Consider the following 18,530-nt stretch of genomic DNA (forward strand, 5'->3'; position numbering starts at 1 on the left):
TGGATGCAGATCCTCCTTCTCATCGCCCTCGGCGAGGGCGATGAGAAGGAGCGCGCAGGTGCGCTCGCCGACGATCTGGTGGCAGAGATGTCGCAGCGCGGCGACGGGCTCTTCCTGGCCATCGTCCGATTCTATCGGGCGACACAGGGCCGGCAGCACCGCGACGAGCAGAGCGTCACTGATGATATGCAGGCCGGCTGGCAGATCTGCGAGGAGCACGGGTTCGGCTACCTGCCCTTCCTCCCCCCGGCCACGATCGAGGCCGCAGCGGCGCATAACCTCCAGGTGGAGGTCGCCACCCGTGTCGTGGGCGAGGTGCTGCGCCGCCAGCTGCCCGCCGAGGCCCCCAGCCTGCTCCTGCGCATGCTCGACACCGGCCCCGGCCCGAACGCCCGCGTCCGTATCGCCGAGCTCCTCGGCGACGCCGGCTCCGCGTCGGCCTACTCATCGCTGCGCGCGATGCTCAAGGATCGCCACGGCCCCGTCCGCCTCGCCGCCGAGCACGCCCTGGAGCGGCTCGTCTACCGGCCAGCCTACACCCTCCACGTCCGCAGCCTGGGCGGCTTCGGCGTCTGGCGCGGCGAGGTGGAGATCCGCGACCGCGACTGGCGCAGCGTCAAGGCCCGCCAGCTGCTCCAGCTGCTCCTGGTCGAGCGCGGGCGCATGCTCCCCCGCGATAGGATCATGGATATGCTCTGGCCCGGCCTTGAGGCTGAGGCCGCCGCCAACAACCTGCGCGTCACGCTCTCGCGGCTCACCAAGGCGATCGAGCCCAACCGCCCCGAGGGCGCCCCCACCTACTATGTTGTCCAGCAGGGCGACACCTATGGCTTCAATGTCGAGAGCGACCACAGCTATGACGCGGCTGAGTTCTCGGCGAAGGCCGATCAGGCCCGCAACGCATCCCAGCGCGACCACCGCGATGAGGCGCTGGCCCTCTACCGACGAGCGATCGAGCTCTATGGCGGCACCTTCCTGCCCGACTGTCTCTATGAGGACTGGTCGGTGGTGGAGCGCGAGCGGCTGAGCCTGCTCTTCACCGAGGCGTCGCTGCGGCTTGGGGGGATGCTGATCGAGGATGGCCTGCCCCACGATGCGATCGGCCTTGCCTGGCGCGTGCTGGAGTATGACCAGGCCCAGGAGGAGGCCTACCAGCTGCTGATGCGGGCCTACGGCGGACTTGGCGAGCGCAGCACGGCGCTCCGGCTCTACGCGCGCTGCGTGGCCGCCCTCGAGCAGGATCTCGGGGTCGAGCCGCTGCCGGAGACGGTGGCGATCTACAACCAGATCAAGGCCGGGGCAGACATGCTCCGCAGTAGTCAGCCGGGGAGACGTCCGTAGGCAGCAGGGCACCGGGGCTATGCAGAGGGGCTGGGGGCTGGGAGGAGAGCATAGGGAAGACAGGGCGAGGTGGGCGGGCTAGCTGCTGCCTGGATCTCGGGGTATGCGATCATTCGATCGCCCGCACGGGCTCAAATGTGAACTCTCGGCCGCCATAGCTGCTCAGATGATTGGTGATGAAGGCAACTGCCTGCGCGAGCTCGTCGATCTGCTGCTCGGCGCCACTGGCAACATGCTGAATCCGCCCGCGCCACTGGGGCGGCTCAGCGCGAGAATCATCAGAGACTACTATTCGCAGGAGGAACGACTCGATCCTTCGCGTTGCCATAAGTTCCCTCTCTGTACGGCCCTGGTGACGTGTGCTGAAGCGTTGCCGTTTGTTACCTGGGCGCAGTATATGGGCCAAAAGTTACCCGCACGTTACCAACGAGGGGACAGGGGATAGGGGACAGGGGACAGGAGCAGAGAGAGATACCTGTAGATCATAAAGTCACTATAGGCAATACCGCATAAGTAACCCTGTACGGTGTTCGGTCATGCTGAGCGAAGCGAAGAATCCTGACCGGGACACTTCGCTTCGCTCAGCGTGACAGGGCGACTTCTGCGGTATTGCCACTATAGCCATGCGGGAACGTATGGTATCATCGGCAGAATGTGTGCAGAGACAGCAGCGCAGCGTTCCCTGCCACCTGCCACCTGTTCCCTGTTCCCTGTTCCCTGTTCCCTTGAGAGAGAGGTTGACGTGGACTACACAATCACCGCCCTGCCGGGCGACGGCATCGGCCCCGAGGTGGTGGCCGAGGCGACGAAGGCGCTCCACGCCGTGGGCGCGCGCTTTGGCCATAGCTTCCAGATCCACGAGGCTCTGATCGGCGGCATCGCGATCGACCAGACCGGCTCGCCCCTGCCCGATGAGACCGTCGCCGCCTGCCGGGCGGGCGGCGCAGTGCTGCTGGGCGCCGTCGGCGGCCCCAAGTGGGACGACCCCAACGCCAAGGTGCGCCCCGAGCAGGGGCTGCTCGGCATCCGCAAGGCCCTCGGCCTCTACGCCAACCTGCGCCCCGTCACCGTCCACCCGCTGCTGATCGACGCCTCGCCCCTGCGCCCCGAGCGCCTCGCCGGAGTGGATCTGATGGTCGTGCGCGAGCTCACCGGCGGGATCTACTTCGGCGAGAAGCGCCGCGACCGCGACGAGCACGGCGAGTGGGCCAGCGACCTCTGCATCTACAGCCAGGCTGAGGTCGAGCGGATCGTCCGGCTGGCCGCCGGCCTGGCCCGCGAGCGCAACGGCCACCTAACCCTGGTCGATAAGGCGAACGTCCTGGAGACGAGCCGGCTCTGGCGCAGCATCACCACAAAGATCATGCGCGAGGAGTTTAGCGACCTCCAGTTTGACTGGATGCTGGTGGACGCCTGCGCCATGCACCTGCTGCGACGGCCGAGCGACTTCGATGTGATCGTCACCGAGAATATGTTCGGCGACATCCTCACCGACGAGGCCTCGATGCTGGCCGGCTCAATGGGCATGCTGCCCAGCGCCTCGCTCGGCGCCGGCCAGATGGGCCTCTACGAGCCCATCCACGGCAGCGCCCCCGATATCGCCGGCCAGGGCAAGGCCAACCCCCTGGCAACGATCCTCAGCTCCGCGCTGCTGCTTCGCCACTCCTTCGGCCTGGAGGCCGAGGCCCGCGCCGTCGAGGCCGCCGTCTCCGCCGTGCTTGAGGCCGGCATCGTCACCGGCGACATCGCCCGCGGCGACCAGGTCGCCCGCAGCACCTCCGAGGTTGGCGACGCCGTGGCGAGTAGGATCTAATCTACTGGTGTGGGCGCAAGCAGTGCTTGCGCCCACACCAGTAGATTAATATGCGATGAGCACAATGACCTGGCACCCCTACATCTCAGATACCACCGTCGGCGATATCCGCGTCTACCTGGGGTTAGCGAGCCCGCAACTGGGCAACCGGCGCGACATCGCCGTCTACCTGCCGCCCTCGTATGCGAGACAGCCTGATCGGCGCTACCCAGTGGTCTATATGCAGGACGGGCAGAATCTCTTCGACGAGGCGACCAGCTTCGCCGGCGAGTGGCGGGCCGACGAGACGATGGAGGAGCTGGCTGGGGAGGGGCTGGAGGCGATCATTGTGGGCGTACCCAACGCCGGTGCGGACCGCATGGCTGAGTATAGCCCCTTCCGCGACCAGCGCCACGGCGGCGGGCAGGGCCACGTCTACCTACGCTTCCTGATCGACACGCTCAAGCCGCTGATCGACCGCGACTTGCGCACGCTGCCGGGCCGCGCCCACACCGGCATCCTCGGCTCCTCGATGGGCGGCCTGATCAGCATCTACGGCTTCTTCGCCTACCCCGAGCAGTTCGGATTTGTCGGCGCGATGAGCCCCTCGCTCTGGTTCGCCCGCGGCAAGGTACTGACAGCCATCCGGCGCTGCCCGCCCATCCTCGGCCAGATCTACCTGGACATGGGCGACGCGGAGCCGGCCCGCTCGGTCGGCCTGTGCGGCGATCTCCACGCGCTGCTGCTCGCCAAGGGGTATATGCCTGAGCGCGATCTGCGCTACGTGCTTGAGGAGGGCGCCGGGCACGATGAAGCCGCCTGGGCCAGGCGGCTTCCCGACGCGCTGCGGTTTTTGCTCAGGGGGCGATCACATCCGCTGTAAGGGCGCAGCAGCAGCGATGACATCACCCACCATAGGGCAACTGGGCTGCTGCGCCCCTGCAGCCTGGGGATCAGATGAACCCCTTGCCGCCGCTCTTGGTGATACGAACATCCAAGCTGCCGGCGAAGGCCTTGAGGCTCTCGGCGTCAAGGGCCTCAAGGGCGTTCAGCTCATCGGCTGTCAGGTCGTAGCCCTTACAGGCCTCGTGGGCGTTATCGATCAGCTGCTGGCGGAACGCGGCGTCGGTGACGGCGCGGCCGATGATCTGCTGGACGGCTTCCTGCGACATTGGCATTACTCCTGTTTCTCATTGACAGTGCGCTGCGCCGCAATCCGGCCCAGCTCAGCGTTGGCCCCAATCCGGCGGAATGTCTCCCCCGCCTGCCTAAGATACGCAGCTGAGGCCGAAGGGTTTCGCTCGGCCAGGTACTCGCCATAGCGCGCCCAGGCGCGGGCGAGCTCGAACGCGCTGCGGATCGACTCAAAGATCACCGCAGCGGCAAGAAACTGCTGGTCGGCAGACTCGGCCCGCGCGGCGGCGATCTGGCCGCCGAGCCTCATGGCGACGCCGAGCTCAAGCCGGCTGCCAATCTGCTCGGCCACCTCGGCGGCCCGCGCGGCAGACGCGGCGGCGCGGGCCAGCACCTGCGCATCAGGCTCGGCATCCCTGGACGCCAGCAGATCGGCCTCGGCGAGCGCACAGAGCGCCTCGACTTCCAGCTTCGGCACATCGATGCGGATAGCGATCTGCTGCGCCTGCTCGGCCACAGCCCGGCCCTGATAGTATTCGCCCTGCGCGTTATACACCCCGGCGATCAGAGCCAGGGTATTCCCCTCCTCGTAGCCGCCGCCCAGCTCGCGATGCAGCCCCAGTGCGCGCCGGTACTCGGCAGCCGCGGCGGCGTAGTCGCCGCGGTTAAAGGCGATCGAGCCGAGCACCCCGTAGACCTTGGCGACCCCATCGCGATCTCCGATCTGGGTGCAGAGTGCCAGCACCTCGTGGCATGCCTGCGCCGCCTCATCATAGCGATCAAGCAGGTAATAAGCGTAGGTGAGGTTGAGCTTCACGCTGCTCAGCACATATTTCGCGCTGACCTTCTCGGCCAGATCCTCTGCATGCTCGTAGTGGGCCACCGCGCGATCATAGTCGCTCTGGAGCTGAGCCAGGTAGCCCAGGTTATTATGTGATCGGGCGCAGCCGAAGAGGTCGTCGATCGCCTCCTGGGCAGCCAGGGCGTTCTCGAAGTGGAAGCGGGCCTGGTCGTACTGGCCGCGCATGCCATAGATAGTGCCGATCTGCTGCTGGAGGTCGGCCTCGATCCGCTCATCCTCGGCGCTGCGCCGGTCGTTGCGGATCTTCGCCAGGCCGGCCTGGCAGATCTCCAGGGCCTGGTCGTACTCACCGAGCCGGCGCAGCACCAGGCCCATATCGGCGGAGATCGCCGAGAGCAGCAGGGGCGGCACCGCATTGATCGCCGCCTCGCAGGTGGCCTCGGCCTGACGCAGCTTCTCCAGGGCCTCGCCGTAGCGCCCCTGCTTCTCCAGGGCGTCGCCCCAGGAGCGCAGCACCTCGGCGCTGACGGCGGGCGGTAATGTTGAATGTTGAATGTTGAATGTTGAATGTTCTGAAGGTTCGGCATTCAACATTGATAATTCAACATTCAAAATTGCCGCATACTCCAGCTGGGCCTCATCGTAGCGACCGAGGGTGCAGAGCACATCGCCGAGTGCCTCGCGGGCCTCCCATGAACGCGGGCTATTGGGGGTGGCGGACAGCGCCTCCAGCGCCCAGCGGTAGGACTGGATGGCCTGCTCGTTGGCGTAGTCATCGCGGGCGATGTGGCCGGACAGCAGCAGGTAGGGCACCGCACGCTCGACCGCGTCGCTGTGGCGGTAGTGGTGGGCCAGCAGGAAGATCGCCGTGCCGTTGCTGCGGGCGGCCCGGCTCATCACCGAGCCGTTGCGCCCGATCTGCACCAGGTAGTTCTTACCGTCGTCGCCATACTCGGCCCGCACCTGGACAAGGTCGTCGCGGTAGCGCTGCTCCAGGTACTCGCCGATGCGGCGGTGCAGCTCGCGCCTTCTGGCATAGAGCAGGCTCTGATAGACCACCTCCTGCATCAGGCCGTGGCGGAAGAGATGCACCTGCTCAGGGATCTCGCGCTCCATGCTGGTGAGATCCTGGGCGTCGAGGTGGGCGAGCTGGCTGAGCAGCGCCTCCTGATCCTCCATGTGTACCGACTGGAGCAGGCCGACGGGGAATCGCTGCCCGATCACGGCGGCGACACGCAGGATGGAGCGTGATCGCTCGTCGAGCCGGTCGATGCGGGCCAGCATCAGGCCGCTCAGGCTATCGGGCAGCGCGTCGATGCCGGTGCCGCTGCTGCGCAGGGCGCGCAGCAGCTCCTCCAGGAAGAGCGGGTTCCCGGCGGCGCGGGCGACGATCTGGCCGCGCAGCTCATCGCTCAGGGGGGCATCGCCAGCGAGGCTGGACAGCAGGGCCGCACAGCCATCGGCGGGCAGGTCGCCCAGCTCCAGCTCGGCGGCCCCGTCGCCCTGGGGGCCGCCGCCCCAGTCGAGCCGGCTGCGGTGAAGGCCGAGCAGCAGCAGTGGGGAATCGGGAAGCGCGGCGGCCACGTGCTGCCAGAGGTCGAGCGAGACCTGGTCGGCCCAGTGGAGGTTGTCGAAGACGATCAGCAGGCCGCCCTCGGCGCGGGCGGCGGTCTGGAGCAGCGTATTGATCATCTCGAAGCGGCGAGACTGGCGCTGCTGCGGGTCGAGGGCGCGCACGATCACCGTATCCTCAACCTCGATCCGCACCAGCTCGGCCAGGATCGGCAGCCAGTCGTCGGCGGGGATGCCAGCCGACTCCATGAGCGCGCCGAGCTTCGCAGCCCGCACGTCGTGGCCGTCCGCCGGCGCGATCCCGCAGAGGTCGCGCAGCAGCTCGCCCCAGGGGGCGTAGGGGGTGTTCGTGTTGAAGGAGAGGCAGCGCACCTGGATGGCGCGGATGTCGGGGCGCGCGTCGAGCAGCGCGGCGGCCAGCCTGCTCTTGCCGATGCCTGCGTCACCGCTCACCCGCACAACCCGGCCCACGCCCGTGTCGAGGGCGGCCAGGTTATCGCGCAGCCACGCCAGCTCCTCAGACCGGCCAATCAGCGGGGCGGTCGGCACGGCGCCATCGGGGGCGATGGCGACCTCGCCGGTGAGCCGCAGCAGCTCCAGGGGCTCGGCCTTCCCCTTGACCATCACATGATGCGGGTCATCGCAGCCGAGGGCGTGGCAGATCAGGGAGGCGGTCGCCGCCGAGCAGCGCACCTCGCCCCACACAGCCTGCACCATCACCCGCGCCGCCACATTCACCGCGTCGCCCATCACGGTGTACTCTTTACGCTCGGCGGTGCCCACGTTGCCGGCGAAGACGTTGCCGGTGTTGAGGCCGATTCTCAATTGCAGATTGCAGATTGTAGATTGTAGATTTGGGCCGGAACTCGGATCGAGCAGAGCGTCAATCTGCAATCTGCAATCTGCAATCTGCAATTGCATGGCCAGGGCGGCGCGGGCAGCCCGCTCCGCGTGGTCCTCGTAGGCGATCGGCGCGCCGAAGACGGCCAGCAGCTTGTCGCCCTCATCGGCCAGGTCAAGCTTGTTCACAAAGCCGCCGTACTGCTGCACGACGGCCTGAATAGGCAGCAGGAAGGCGTCCACCACGGCGGCGGCGCGGTCGGCGGGCAGGCGCTCGACCAGATCGCCGAGGCCGAGCACCTGGGCGAAGAGCACCGTGACCGGGCGCAGGTCGGCCTCGACCACGGGGCGCTGGGGGTCGGCCAGGATACGCATAACAAGGCTGGGCGGCAGGTAGGGGCTGATCCGGTCGATCTGGCCGGCGAGGTGGGTGAGCGAGGCCAGGTCGAAGCCGGCGAGCGGCTCATCGGCGGCGGGCGGGGCGACCGGCGCGGCGGCCCGCAGGTCGTGCACACGCATGTAGCCATCGGCCACATCCTCGCCCAAGGCGTCGGCGGCGACGGCGGACCAGGCCTGCGGGCCAAGCACCAGCTCGCCGCGACCACCGTGACCCTCGGCCATAGCGACGCCGTTAACCGTGTGGCCCATGGCGCTATAGCGCAGGGCACGGGGCTGGCCGGCACTCACCAGGGCCACCCGGCCACGCTCCACACCGATGTGCATGCTCAGGGGGAAGGTGCCCACACCGGGGACGTGGCGCTGAAATTCGCTCAGCTCGCGCAGCAGGGAGAGCGCGGTGGCGGTGGCGGCGTGGGTGTGATCCGCGCCCTCGAAGAGCACGAGCAGGGCGTCGCCGCCAAAGGTGATCAGGTCGCCGCCAGCACGCTGGATGATCTCGATCATCGTGCCAAAATAGCTGTTGAGCGTGTCGGTGACGATCTCGGTGCCCTCGCGCCCAAGGGTCGAGAGGCGCTCGGCCAGGGCGGTGGAGCCGCTGACATCGGCGAAAAGCAGGGAGCCCTCGACCCACTCCAGCCAGGGCTGGGCGCTAGCACCGGTGAGCTGGCGCTGGAGCAGGCGGCGCGGCAGGTAGGTGCTCAGGGCGTAACGGGCGCTGGCCAGCTGGGCGGCGGCGGCGTAGCGGTCGTGATCACGCGCGGAGCCATCGATCAGGCGGCCGGCCAGATCGGCACCGAGATATCGGCGCAGCGGCGATTCGACAGTCGGTGTGGGGGCGGCGTCCTGGCCGGCTACTGCATTCAGCATGTGATCGGCGTGAGGCATCGCGCTCCGCTGTGGCTAGGCGAGAGGGGACAGGGGACAGGTGATAGGGAATCGCGATGGCCACCGCGATGCAATGGTTCGCCTGTACCCTGTACACTGTTCCCTTGTTGAAGGCCACTTTTACAGCCTATTATATACCCGCCGCGCCGGTGGCGCTGCTCCGTTTGGCGGATCTCGAGGCTTACCTCCCTATTTAACGACGGAGAGATGACAATTGGATGACAGGGGATGAGCGAATCCAGGCCAGAGCGCCTCTATCGCGGCGCGTCTTTCCCAAAGTAGATAACTTCCTTCCAGACCGCCGTGATGTTGTCAGCAAAGATCACCACCAGGTCGCCGGGCTCGGCGATGCTGAGGGCGTGGCGGGTGGCCTCGATCTCGTCCAGCACGGTGATAATCTGGGCGGCGGGCATGCTGGCGGCGGCGGTGGAGCGCATCAGGGCGGCGATCTCGCCGGGCGCCCGCCCGCGCCGGTCGTCATCCTCCTTGAGGATGAGCGTATCGAACATTGTGCCGGCGATCGCGCCGACCTCCTGGATGTCCACGTCGCGGCGGTCTCCGGGGGCCGAGGCCATGCCGATCACGCGCTGGTAGGAAGGCCGCAGCCGCTCGATCAGGTCGCGCATGGCCTGGAAGGCGGCCGGGTTGTGGCCGTAGTCCACCAGGACGCGGAAGGGGTGCTCATCGAAGATGTTCAGCCGGCCGGGGGCCTGGTAGAAGCTGGTGGTGAAGGTGCGCAGTCCCTGGCGGATGTTCTCCACGCTGACCCCGTGGGCGTAGGCGATCGCCGTGGCCGCCAGCGCGTTCGCCACGTTATGTCGAGCCTTGCCTTCCAGAGTGGCCGGGATGAGGTGGGTCCAGAGCAGCGGGATGTACTGCTCCTCGTCGTAGATAGCGATCATCTCGCCGCGCACGCCGGGCTGGAGCGCCACGGCCACGCCGCCGTCGGCGATGTGCTGCCGCACCAGGCCGCTAGACGTCTCGCCGCCGTGCATGCTGAAGTAGACGATGCGGCCCTCGGCGCTCGCGGCCATGGCGGCCACCAGCGGGTCGTCGGCGTTGAGCACGCTGGCCCCGTCCTTGCGGACGACCTCGACGATCAACGCCTTAACCTCGGCCAGGTCCTCCAGGGAGTTGACGCCGCGCAGGCCGAGGTGGTCAGCGCTGATGTTGAGCACACAGCCGACGTCGCACGTATCGTAGCCGAGGCCCTCGCGCAAGATACCGCCGCGTGCCGTCTCCAGCACCGCCGCGTCGACGGTCGGGTCCTTGAGCACCATACGCGCCGACCAGGGGCCGGTCATGTCGCCCTTCATGTAGATCTGGCCATCAATGTAGATGCCGTCGGTGGTGGTGAGGCCGACGCGAGCGCCAGTCATCTTGAGGATGTGGGCAACCATGCGGGCGGTGGTGGTCTTACCGTTGGTGCCGGTGATCGCCATGATCGGCACGCGCGAGGGGGTGCCGCGCGGGAAGAGCATGTCGATCACATTGCGGGCGACATTGCGCGGGGTGCCCTCAGAGGGCTGGAGGTGCATGCGGAAGCCGGGGCCGGCATTGACCTCGACGATGCCGCCGCCAACCTCGCGCAGGGGCTGGGCGATGTCCGGGGTGATGATGTCGATCCCGGCGATGTCGAGGCCGACGATCAGGGCGGCCCGGCGGGCGATCTCGCGGGTCTCGTAGTGAATCTCGGTGGTGCGGTCGATCGCGGTGCCGCCGGTGGAGAGGTTCGCGGTGCTGGCTAGCGCGAAGACCTCGCCGGTCGGCAGGATGGTATCAAGCGTGTAGCCGGCGCGCTGGAGCAGCAGATCCGACTGGTGATTGAGCTTGATCCTGGTCAGCACCTTCTCGTGGCCGAAGCCGCGGCGAGGGTCGCTATTGATGATCTCGATCAGCTCGGCGATGCTGTGCTGGCCGTCGCCGACCACGTGGGCGGGGACGCGCTCGGCCACTGCCACCACCTCGCCATTGATCACCAGGACGCGGTAGTCCTTGCCGTGCAGAAAGGTCTCGACAAGGACGGAGGAGCTGTACTCGGCGGCAATCTCATAGGCGCGGGTCACCTCCTCGACGCTACCGAGGTTGAGCGAGATGCCGCGGCCGTGGGAGACATCGAGCGGCTTGACGACCAGCGGGAAGCCGAGGCGCTCGGCGGCGGCGGCGGCGGCCTCGGCCGAGCGCACCAGCTTGTGGCTCGGGGTGGGCACGCCGACATCGGCGAGCAGGGCAATGGTCAGCTCCTTATCGGAGGCCGTCTCCACGGCGATATTGCTGGTCTGGCCGGTGACGGCGGCGCGGATGCGCTGCTGATACTTGCCGTAGCCGAGCTGGACAAGGCTCTGGTCATCGAGGCGAATGGCCGGGATGTCGCGCCTGCGGGCCTCATTCACCAGGGAGGCGGTGGTGGGGCCGAGGACGATATCCTGGGCGCGGGCGATCAGGTCGTCGCGCTCCTCGGCGAAGTCGAAGGCGTCGCGCTCCTCGGCGGGCATAGCGCTCGGCAGCTCGGGCGGGAGCAGCGAACGGATGAGGCGCAGGGCCAGATCGCCAGCCTCGCGGCCGACCCGCTCCTCAGCGTAGGAGTAGACCACATAGTAGACGCCGGGCCGGCCCGGCACCGAGCGAGTCTTCCCATAGGTCACATCAGTGCCGGCGAGGCACTGGATCTCAATGGCGATATGCTCGGCGATATGGCCGATCCAGGTGCCCTCGTAGAGGCGACGGATGAATCCGCCGGGCTCGCCGTAGGAGCAGCCGTGCTCGTGGAGGGTGGGAATCAGCGCGACCAGGGCGTCGCTGAAGCCGGGGAGTTGTGTCGACGGGTACTCCTCTAGCTCCTCCAGGTCGAGCGTCATCCGGATCACGGGGCGGTAGCCGTAGGGGTTGGGGCCGCGGTAGACCCGCACTTCTTCCACACGCATGGCACTCTCCAGGTCGGTAGGGTACAGCGAAGCCTACGTCAATATCGATAATAGGGGTGAGCAGCTTCGCCGCCCACCCCTATTATCGATCTATCATTTGCTCGGCGCGCAGGGCGGGGGCTGAGTCTGCCAGGGGATGAAGAGAATATTGCTGCCCACCGAGTCGCCGCGGCCATCGGGGTTCGCATCAGGCTCGTAGGGGCCAGATGCCTCGCCCCACCAGTTGTCGCGCATATCGATCAGCACCTCGCTGGTGGCCCCGCGGCCGAGACCATACTTCAGATAGACCGGGATGACCGGCGGGATGTGCTCATCGAGAAAGTTATTCGTGAAGGACAGGCCCAGCGGCGGGACGCCGTTCGGGTTCACCTGCGGGGTCTGCGTGCGCAGGCCGAAGCCCTGGCCCTCGCCAATGAGGGCATTACAGGTGACGCCGCCCTGGAGCGGGCCGTTCGTGATCAGCTGGAGGTTCGGCGTGCCGCCACGAAACAAGTTGCCAGAGATATCAAGGATCAGCGTGCTAAAGGTGCTCTGGTTGGCGAAGCGCACCATCGGCGCGCCGTCGCTGAGCCGATTGCCGCCGATACGGTTGTGCTGCAGCGTGACATACGTACCGCGAGCGTAGGATCCATCGAGGGCTGCGCCGAAGGGCACATCGTTGCCGGCGATCTCGGTGTCCTTCACCTCAAGCTTCGTATCGGTGACCAAGATACCGCCGCCGTTGTCATCGATCCGGCTGCTGCGCACCACCAGCTCGCTGCTATCGACCGCCATCACCGTGCCGCCGGCACCGCCGCCGCGCACCTCCGTGTTCTCCATCACGATAAAGCTGCCGGGGCGCCCGAAGATGCCGCTCCAGCGCGCCCGCGTGCTGCCCACGAAGCGCACCGGCTGGCCGGGGAGGCCGAGGGCCAACAAGCGCGCGCCATCCACGTAGATCGAGACGCCGGGGTCGATCCGCACCTCCACGCCGGGCTCGATGATCAGCTCGGCGCCGGGGGCGAGCTGCACATCGTTATGCAGGGTGATCGGGCTCTCGCCAGTAGACCAGCGCACATTGCCGCGCAGCACATCGACCGGCGGGGATGTCGGGACCACAGGTGCGGGGGGCGACGTGGGCGGCGGCTCCTTGGGCTGCGCTGGGATGTCGGTGGGCGGAGGCGGGCTGGTTGGAACAAAGGGCGGGCTGGTTGGTGGCAAGGCAACCGTGGGTGACGGTGCGAAGGTCGGGGTGCTGGCAGGCTGCTGGCCACCGGCCGGGGCCGACGTCGCTCCCTGGGATGGGGATGTCGCCGTCGTCACTGCGGGGTTAAAGGTAGGCGCCGGCGGCGGCGTGCCCTCAGGCTCGGGGTAGGGGTTATCGTCCTCGGGGGTCGGCGAGTCGAGGGCGAGGGCCGTCTCGCCCTCAAGGCTCGCGCTGGCGGTGATCGTCTGCTCAGCGTTGGCGGTAGACGTCTCGCCCTGCGCGGCGGCCACAGCATCAGCGGCGCTCGTCTCAATCTCAAGGCTCGGGTAGGCATCTGTCCCAGAGTCCCCGACCGCACTAGGCTCAGGGTAGCCCGATACGGTGGTGGCATCCGACGAGGGGTAGGGGCCGCCAGGCTCGACCGTAACAGGTGTGCTTATGCCCTCACCGCCGACCGGCGTCAGCGCGTTGGCAGAGGACGTCTGCGCAACCTGACCCGCCTGCGGGCCCGAGCTCGGCGTGAAGAGAAATGTCAGTGTAACAGCGATAATAAGGAAGGCCAGCGCACCAACGAGGAGCATCGTGTCACGACTAAAGCGCGGGCCAGGGGCTGAAGGGCGGTCAGGTGGCGGCGTTTCATCCTGTGACACGAATGCGCTCCACAGTAAGAGGCGGTTCTTCGATGCATCTTACCATAGGCAACCGGCAACCGGCAACATGGGGGTTGGGGGTTGGGGGGCGAAGTGACTCATCCCTAACCCCCAACCCCCAACCCCCAAGATCAGTTCAGAGTCTCAACGCTATTGGTGGCCAAAAAGATCACCCGCTCGCCAATATTCGTGGCGCGGTCGGCGGAGCGCTCAAGGGCGTGGATCACATCGAGCATATCGATCGCCGCCTCGATCTTCTCCGGGTCAGACTTCGCCAGCGTGATAATCTCGGCGCGCAGCAGATCCTCAAGCTCATCAACCCGCTCGTCGCTCTGAGTCAGGCTATGGGCGAGGGCCGAGTCCTGACGGAGAAAGGCCTCCAGGCTGGTGTTCACCATCTGGACGGTGAGGGTCGCCATCTCCTTGATCGAGGTCGGCGGGGTAACAAACGAGGGGCGGCGGGTGGCCCGGCGCACGCGGCGAGCGATGCTGTTCGCGTAGTCGCCGATACGCTCAAGCTCGCCGGCGATGGCCGTGACCACCGTGATCAGACGGAGATCGCTGGCGACAATTGGCTGTTGGGTGGCCAGGAGGTGGATCGTCCGCTCCTCAAGGGCACGCCAGGCGTCATCGATCTGGACATCGTCGTTGATGATCTGCGCCGCCGCGGTAGAGTCCCATGTGTTGAGGCTGTCGATCGCCCGTAGGAGGGCTTGCTCGACCATGCTGCCGAGCCGAAGGAGATCCTCGCGCAGGCTGCTGATCTGACGTGTATAGCGCTCGCGAACCATTGGTCTCTTCTCCTCATCCCACAGTGGTGTAGCCACAGGCCCGCTGACATAAATGCGCCCATAGGATAGCATACTTTCGGGGGCGGCGCAGGCTCTTGACAACGGTGGTTCAAGCTGCTATAATTAGTGTCAATAATACACTATAATACGCTGGAGGCCCCCATGACCCGCAGCCTGAACCTAACCGCAACCGCAGCGCCCTTCCTGAGCTACCTCGACCGCTGGTACACGAGCCTGCCAAGCGCCGACCTCGCCAGCATCGTGGGCGACACGCCAGATCGCGTGGCCGTCCTCTCGATCGATATGATCAATGGCTTCTGCAAGCAGGGGCCGCTGTCCGGGCCGCGGGTGGGCGCGCTCATCCCGGCGGTGGTCGACATCTTCACCCGCGCCCACTCCCTCGGCGTGCGCAGCCTCGTGCTCACCCAGGACACCCACGACCCGAACACGCCGGAGTTCGGCTTCTACCCGCCGCACTGCATCGCCGGCACGCCCGAGAGTCAGGCGGTGTCCGAGCTGGCCGAGCTGCCCTTCGCCGATCAGATCACCACAATCGAGAAGAACTCGCTCAGCTCGCACCTGGGCACCTCGCTGGGCAGCTGGCTGGCCGCGCACCCGCAGGTCGACACCTTCATCATCGTGGGCGACTGCACCGACCTGTGCGTGTTCAGCGCGGCGATGCACCTGCGGCTGGAGGCCAACGCCCTAAACCTCCAGCGGCGGGTGATCGTCCCCGCCGCCGCCGTGGACACCTTCGACACGCCGGTCGATCTCGCCCAGAGCCTGGGGATCATGGCCCACGACGGAGACCTGCACCACGCCCTGTTCCTGCACACCATGGCCCAGAACGGGGTCGAGGTGGTGGCCACGGTGTAGGGCCGAAGCAGTTGGCCGGTTCGCAGAGCGAACCGGCCAACTGCTTCGGCCCTACATGTTTCGCATCGCCCGGCCAATCCGGGCGATGCCATCCTGGATCTTCTCGGCGGACTGGAAGCTGAAGGCGAGCCGGATGGCGTCCTCGCCCTGGCCGTTGGCGTAGCAGTTCACGCCGGGCAGAAAGGCGACACCCTCGTCCTTAGCCCGCTCGGCCAGGGCCGTGGCGCGCATCCCCTGGGGCAGCCGACACCAGACAAAGAACCCGCCGTCGGGGCGGCCCGCCTGCACCTCAGCCGGGAACTCGCGCCCGATCGCATCGAGCATCAGATCGCACTTCTGGCGGTAGTGGTCGCGCAGCTGGGCGATGTGGGCGTCAAGGCGGCCCTCGGCGGCGTAGCGGGCGATCACGCGGGTGAGGAATGGCCCGCTGCCGCCCTCGTGCTTGAACATGTTCAGCCGCTCGATGATCTCGGGGCGGGCGTAGGCCCAGCCCATACGCACGCCGGGGGCGAGGATCTTCGAGTAGGTGCAGACCCGCATCACCCAGCCCTCGGCGTCGAGGGCGGCCAGGGTCGGCAGGTCGTCCCCGCGGAAGCGCAGCTCGCCGTAGGCGTCGTCCTCGACCACCAGCACCTGATGCTCGGCGGCCAGGGCCACCAGGCGCTGCCGGCGGGCCAGCGGCATCGTCACACCGCTCGGGTTGTGAAAGGTCGGGATAGTGTAGATAAACTTCGGCCGCACCCCGCGCGCCGCCAGCTCGCGCAGCGTCACCTCCAGCGCGTCCACATCCATCCCCTCGCCGTCGGTCGGCACCGTCACCAGGTTCGCCCCCGACATAGCGAAGCGGCGCACCGCGCCCATAAAGCTCGGCCCCTCGATGATCACCGTGTCGCCCCGGTCGACGAAGACCTCGGGGAGCAGGGCCAGGATCTGGCTTGAGCCGTAGCCGACCAGGATGTTCTCGGGCTCGGCCTCGACACCCTGGGCGCGCAGGCGGCCCAGCACCTGATCGGTGAGGCCGGCGAAGGACGGGCCATAGTTTAGGGCGGCCGGCGCGTCGTCAGCCATCACGGCGGCGGTGGCGGCGGCCAGCTCCTCCCGCGGGAAGAGCGCGGGGTCGGCAAGGCCGAAGGCCAGGCTCAGCACAGGAGCGGAGCCGGCCTGGGCCGCGCCCTGGAGCGTCGGCAGGGACTCTTTGGCGCGGGCGGCGTACAGCGAGTCCTGAAGTCGCGGGCTCGCGTTTGGCGAAGCCCACCTGCGTGGGCTTTGGAATGCCGCGCAGGCGGCACTCGCAGATTCTCGCCCGCCCGTGTACGCGCCGGGCGAACGACAATGACGTGGTCCTACCACGCGGCCCTACGCCTTGTGGTAGCTCTCGGCCAGGCCGTAGACCGGCGTGTCGATGCCCTCGTAGCGCGCCTTGAGCTGGAGCGAGAGGAACTGTGAGTAGTGGCGCGACTGGTGCAGGTTGCCGCCGTGGAACCAGAGCGCCTCCTGCTGGGTTGGCTTCCACATGTTGCGCTGCTCGCCCTCCCAGGGGCCGGGGTCCTTGGTGGTGTTCGAGCCGAGGCCCCAGCACTTGCCGACCTTGTCGGCCACCTCCTGCGAGATCAGCTGGGCCGCCCAGCCGTTCATCGAGCCGTAGCCGGTCGCGTAGACGATCAGGTCGGCCGGCAGCTCCGTGCCGTCGGAGAGGACGACGCCGCGCTCCGTGATCCGCTCGACCTGCACCCGGCTTTTCAGCTTGATCTCACCGTCGATGATCAGCTGCGAGGCACCCACATCGATGTAGTAGCCCGAGCCGCGCCGCAGGTACTTCATGAACAGGCCCGAGCCATCGTCGCCCCAGTCGAGCCAGAAGCCGGCCGCCTCAAGCTGCTGGTAGAACTCGGCGTCGCGCTTCGCCATCTCCTGATAGACCGGGATCTGGAACTCGTGCATGATCCGGTAGGGGATGGATGCGAAGATCAGGTCAGCGGTGTCGGTGGTGACGCCGTTGGCCAGGGCCTGCTCGGAGTAGAGGCCGCCCAGGGCCAGATCCATCAGGCTGTCCGAGCGGGCGATGTGGGTCGAGGATCGCTGGACCATCGTCACGTCGGCGTCGTTCTCCCAGAGCGCCGCACAGATGTCGTGGGCCGAGTTGTTCGAGCCGATCACCACGCACTTCTTGCCGGCGTAGGCCTCGGGGCCGGTGTGCTGGCTGGAGTGGTGCTGCTCGCCCTTGAAGCTCTCCATGCCGGGGAAGCTGGGGATGTTCGGGCGGCCCGACATGCCGGTGGCCAGCACCAGCTGCTTCGGCCGCAGCACGACCGTCTCGCCCTTGCGGACGACCGTCACCTCCCACTCGCCCTTCTCCTCATCGTAGCGGGCGCCCTTGGCCTCGGTGGAGCCCCAGTAGTTCAGCTCCATCACCTTGGTGTACATCTCCAGCCAGTCGCCGACCTTATCCTTGGGCGAGAAGATCGGCCAGTGCTCGGGGAAGGGCAGGTAGGGCAGGTGATCGTACCAGACCGGGTCGTGGAGACAGAGCGACTTGTAGCGTTTGCGCCAGGAGTCGCCGGGGCGCTCGCTCTTCTCGATGATGATCGTCGGGATGCCGAGGCGGCGCATGCGCGCGCCGAGGCCGATGCCGCCCTGGCCGCCGCCGATGATCAGGCAGTAGGGCTGGGTGCTGTAGCCGAGCTCGGCCTCCTCCTGCTGCCTGCGCTCCAGCCAGCTCTTGCGATCCTTGAAGGCGCCGTGCTGCACGCCCTTCTCACGGGTCGGCCCGCGCTTCTCCTCGTGGCCCTTCAGCTCGACCATCGTGGTCAGCAGGGTCCAGCACAGGTCGCCCTTCATGCGGATGTGGCCCTTGCCGCGCGAGACGGCGGTCTCGAAGGTGATCCAGGCGTCGGTCACGCCGCCGGCCTCGGTGGCCTCGCCGGAGATCTGCCAGCCGGAGGGCTTCACCTGATCCAGGGTCGCCGCGAGCATCGCGCCGATGGCGTCTTTGCCCTCCACCGTCTTGATGTTCCAGGTGAAGGAGACCAGATCGCGCCAGTAGCAGTCGTCCTCGAACATATCCACCGCCGCCGGGATGTCACCCCGCCCGAGGGCGTCGCCGAAACCGGCCAGCCACGCGGATACCCGCTCCGTAGGCGTGCGTGCGCCGTCGCTCATGGTGTGTACTCCTCATTGAGTTGTCGCATCTACCAGTGGGGATATAATAAGTATACACTAGGTTCGCGGGCCGGGCAGACCGCGAGCGACACGCTTGCCTGCGATCTGCCCCAGGGGCTATACCACTACTGGTAAGGCTATCGTTTACAATAGGTGATGTAATCCGGACGCTAGACAGC

General features: G+C 67.1%; 12 protein-coding genes. 5 read left to right on the forward strand and 7 right to left on the reverse strand.

What is annotated here, in order from left to right; translation table 11 throughout:
* The 4 genes from K2Z83_RS00170 to K2Z83_RS00185 form a co-directional block, all read left to right on the forward strand.
* A partial coding sequence (locus K2Z83_RS00170; RefSeq protein WP_220593165.1) for a BTAD domain-containing putative transcriptional regulator occupies nt 1–1,341 on the forward strand: 1,341 nt, incomplete at its 5' end.
* Nucleotides 1,342–1,444: 103 nt separating this feature from the next.
* The gene (locus K2Z83_RS00175) at nt 1,445–1,786 is read left to right on the forward strand and encodes a hypothetical protein (RefSeq protein ID WP_220593166.1); all 342 of its coding nucleotides are present in this window, start codon (nt 1,445–1,447) and stop codon (nt 1,784–1,786) included.
* A gap of 297 nt (nt 1,787–2,083) precedes the next feature.
* Nucleotides 2,084–3,154 carry a 3-isopropylmalate dehydrogenase gene (gene leuB / locus K2Z83_RS00180; protein WP_220593167.1) on the forward strand — a complete coding sequence of 357 codons (1,071 nt, stop codon included), beginning with the start codon at nt 2,084–2,086 and terminating at the stop codon, nt 3,152–3,154.
* 55 nt (nt 3,155–3,209) lie between these two features.
* A complete protein-coding gene (locus K2Z83_RS00185) occupies nt 3,210–4,016 on the forward strand; it encodes an alpha/beta hydrolase (RefSeq protein ID WP_220593168.1) in 807 nt (268 codons plus the stop codon).
* 70 nt (nt 4,017–4,086) lie between these two features.
* On the opposite strand, the gene K2Z83_RS00190 is transcribed toward K2Z83_RS00185, so the two are convergent.
* From K2Z83_RS00190 to phoU, 5 genes are all read right to left on the reverse strand, one after another.
* Complete coding sequence (locus tag K2Z83_RS00190) at nt 4,087–4,305, reverse strand: Franean1_4349 family RiPP (RefSeq protein WP_220593169.1); 219 nt, start codon at nt 4,303–4,305, stop codon at nt 4,087–4,089.
* Nucleotides 4,306–4,310: 5 nt separating this feature from the next.
* Nucleotides 4,311–8,747: an adenylate/guanylate cyclase domain-containing protein gene (locus K2Z83_RS00195; RefSeq protein ID WP_220593170.1), complete on the reverse strand. Its 4,437-nt coding sequence runs from the start codon at nt 8,745–8,747 to the stop codon at nt 4,311–4,313.
* A 272-nt stretch (nt 8,748–9,019) separates the two neighbouring features.
* The gene (cphA, locus tag K2Z83_RS00200) at nt 9,020–11,689 is read right to left on the reverse strand and encodes a cyanophycin synthetase (protein ID WP_220593171.1); all 2,670 of its coding nucleotides are present in this window, start codon (nt 11,687–11,689) and stop codon (nt 9,020–9,022) included.
* A gap of 93 nt (nt 11,690–11,782) precedes the next feature.
* Nucleotides 11,783–13,456 (reverse strand): hypothetical protein, encoded by a 1,674-nt coding sequence (locus K2Z83_RS00205; protein WP_255603031.1) that lies wholly within the window; start codon nt 13,454–13,456, stop codon nt 11,783–11,785.
* A gap of 200 nt (nt 13,457–13,656) precedes the next feature.
* A complete protein-coding gene (gene phoU / locus K2Z83_RS00210) occupies nt 13,657–14,316 on the reverse strand; it encodes a phosphate signaling complex protein PhoU (protein WP_220593173.1) in 660 nt (219 codons plus the stop codon).
* Between the two features lie 162 nt (nt 14,317–14,478).
* Here phoU and K2Z83_RS00215 point away from each other — a divergent pair, with 162 nt between their 5' ends.
* Entirely contained in the window at nt 14,479–15,192 is a 714-nt protein-coding gene (locus tag K2Z83_RS00215) for a cysteine hydrolase family protein (protein ID WP_220593174.1), read from the forward strand.
* Between the two features lie 51 nt (nt 15,193–15,243).
* On the opposite strand, the gene K2Z83_RS00220 is transcribed toward K2Z83_RS00215, so the two are convergent.
* Both K2Z83_RS00220 and K2Z83_RS00225 read right to left on the reverse strand, forming a co-directional pair.
* Nucleotides 15,244–16,338 carry a PLP-dependent aminotransferase family protein gene (locus K2Z83_RS00220; RefSeq protein WP_370649998.1) on the reverse strand — a complete coding sequence of 365 codons (1,095 nt, stop codon included), beginning with the start codon at nt 16,336–16,338 and terminating at the stop codon, nt 15,244–15,246.
* A 210-nt stretch (nt 16,339–16,548) separates the two neighbouring features.
* A complete protein-coding gene (locus tag K2Z83_RS00225) occupies nt 16,549–18,351 on the reverse strand; it encodes an NAD(P)/FAD-dependent oxidoreductase (protein ID WP_220593176.1) in 1,803 nt (600 codons plus the stop codon).
* Between the last annotated feature and the right edge of the window lie 179 nt (nt 18,352–18,530).

The sequence above is a fragment of the Oscillochloris sp. ZM17-4 genome (genome assembly GCF_019599295.1).
In the GTDB taxonomy this organism is placed as follows: domain Bacteria; phylum Chloroflexota; class Chloroflexia; order Chloroflexales; family Chloroflexaceae; genus Oscillochloris.

Excerpts from the sequence above, each read along its gene's own strand:
- phoU (WP_220593173.1), bottom strand. The coding sequence starts at position 14,316 with ATGGTTCGCGAGCGCTATACACGTCAGATCAGCAGCCTGCGCGAGGAT.
- K2Z83_RS00185 (WP_220593168.1), top strand. The coding sequence starts at position 3,210 with ATGAGCACAATGACCTGGCACCCCTACATCTCAGATACCACCGTCGGC.
- K2Z83_RS00205 (WP_255603031.1), bottom strand. The coding sequence starts at position 13,456 with ATGCTCCTCGTTGGTGCGCTGGCCTTCCTTATTATCGCTGTTACACTG.
- K2Z83_RS00175 (WP_220593166.1), top strand. The coding sequence starts at position 1,445 with ATGCGATCATTCGATCGCCCGCACGGGCTCAAATGTGAACTCTCGGCC.
- K2Z83_RS00190 (WP_220593169.1), bottom strand. The coding sequence starts at position 4,305 with ATGTCGCAGGAAGCCGTCCAGCAGATCATCGGCCGCGCCGTCACCGAC.
- K2Z83_RS00195 (WP_220593170.1), bottom strand. The coding sequence starts at position 8,747 with ATGCTGAATGCAGTAGCCGGCCAGGACGCCGCCCCCACACCGACTGTC.
- K2Z83_RS00215 (WP_220593174.1), top strand. The coding sequence starts at position 14,479 with ATGACCCGCAGCCTGAACCTAACCGCAACCGCAGCGCCCTTCCTGAGC.
- cphA (WP_220593171.1), bottom strand. The coding sequence starts at position 11,689 with ATGCGTGTGGAAGAAGTGCGGGTCTACCGCGGCCCCAACCCCTACGGC.
- K2Z83_RS00225 (WP_220593176.1), bottom strand. The coding sequence starts at position 18,351 with ATGAGCGACGGCGCACGCACGCCTACGGAGCGGGTATCCGCGTGGCTG.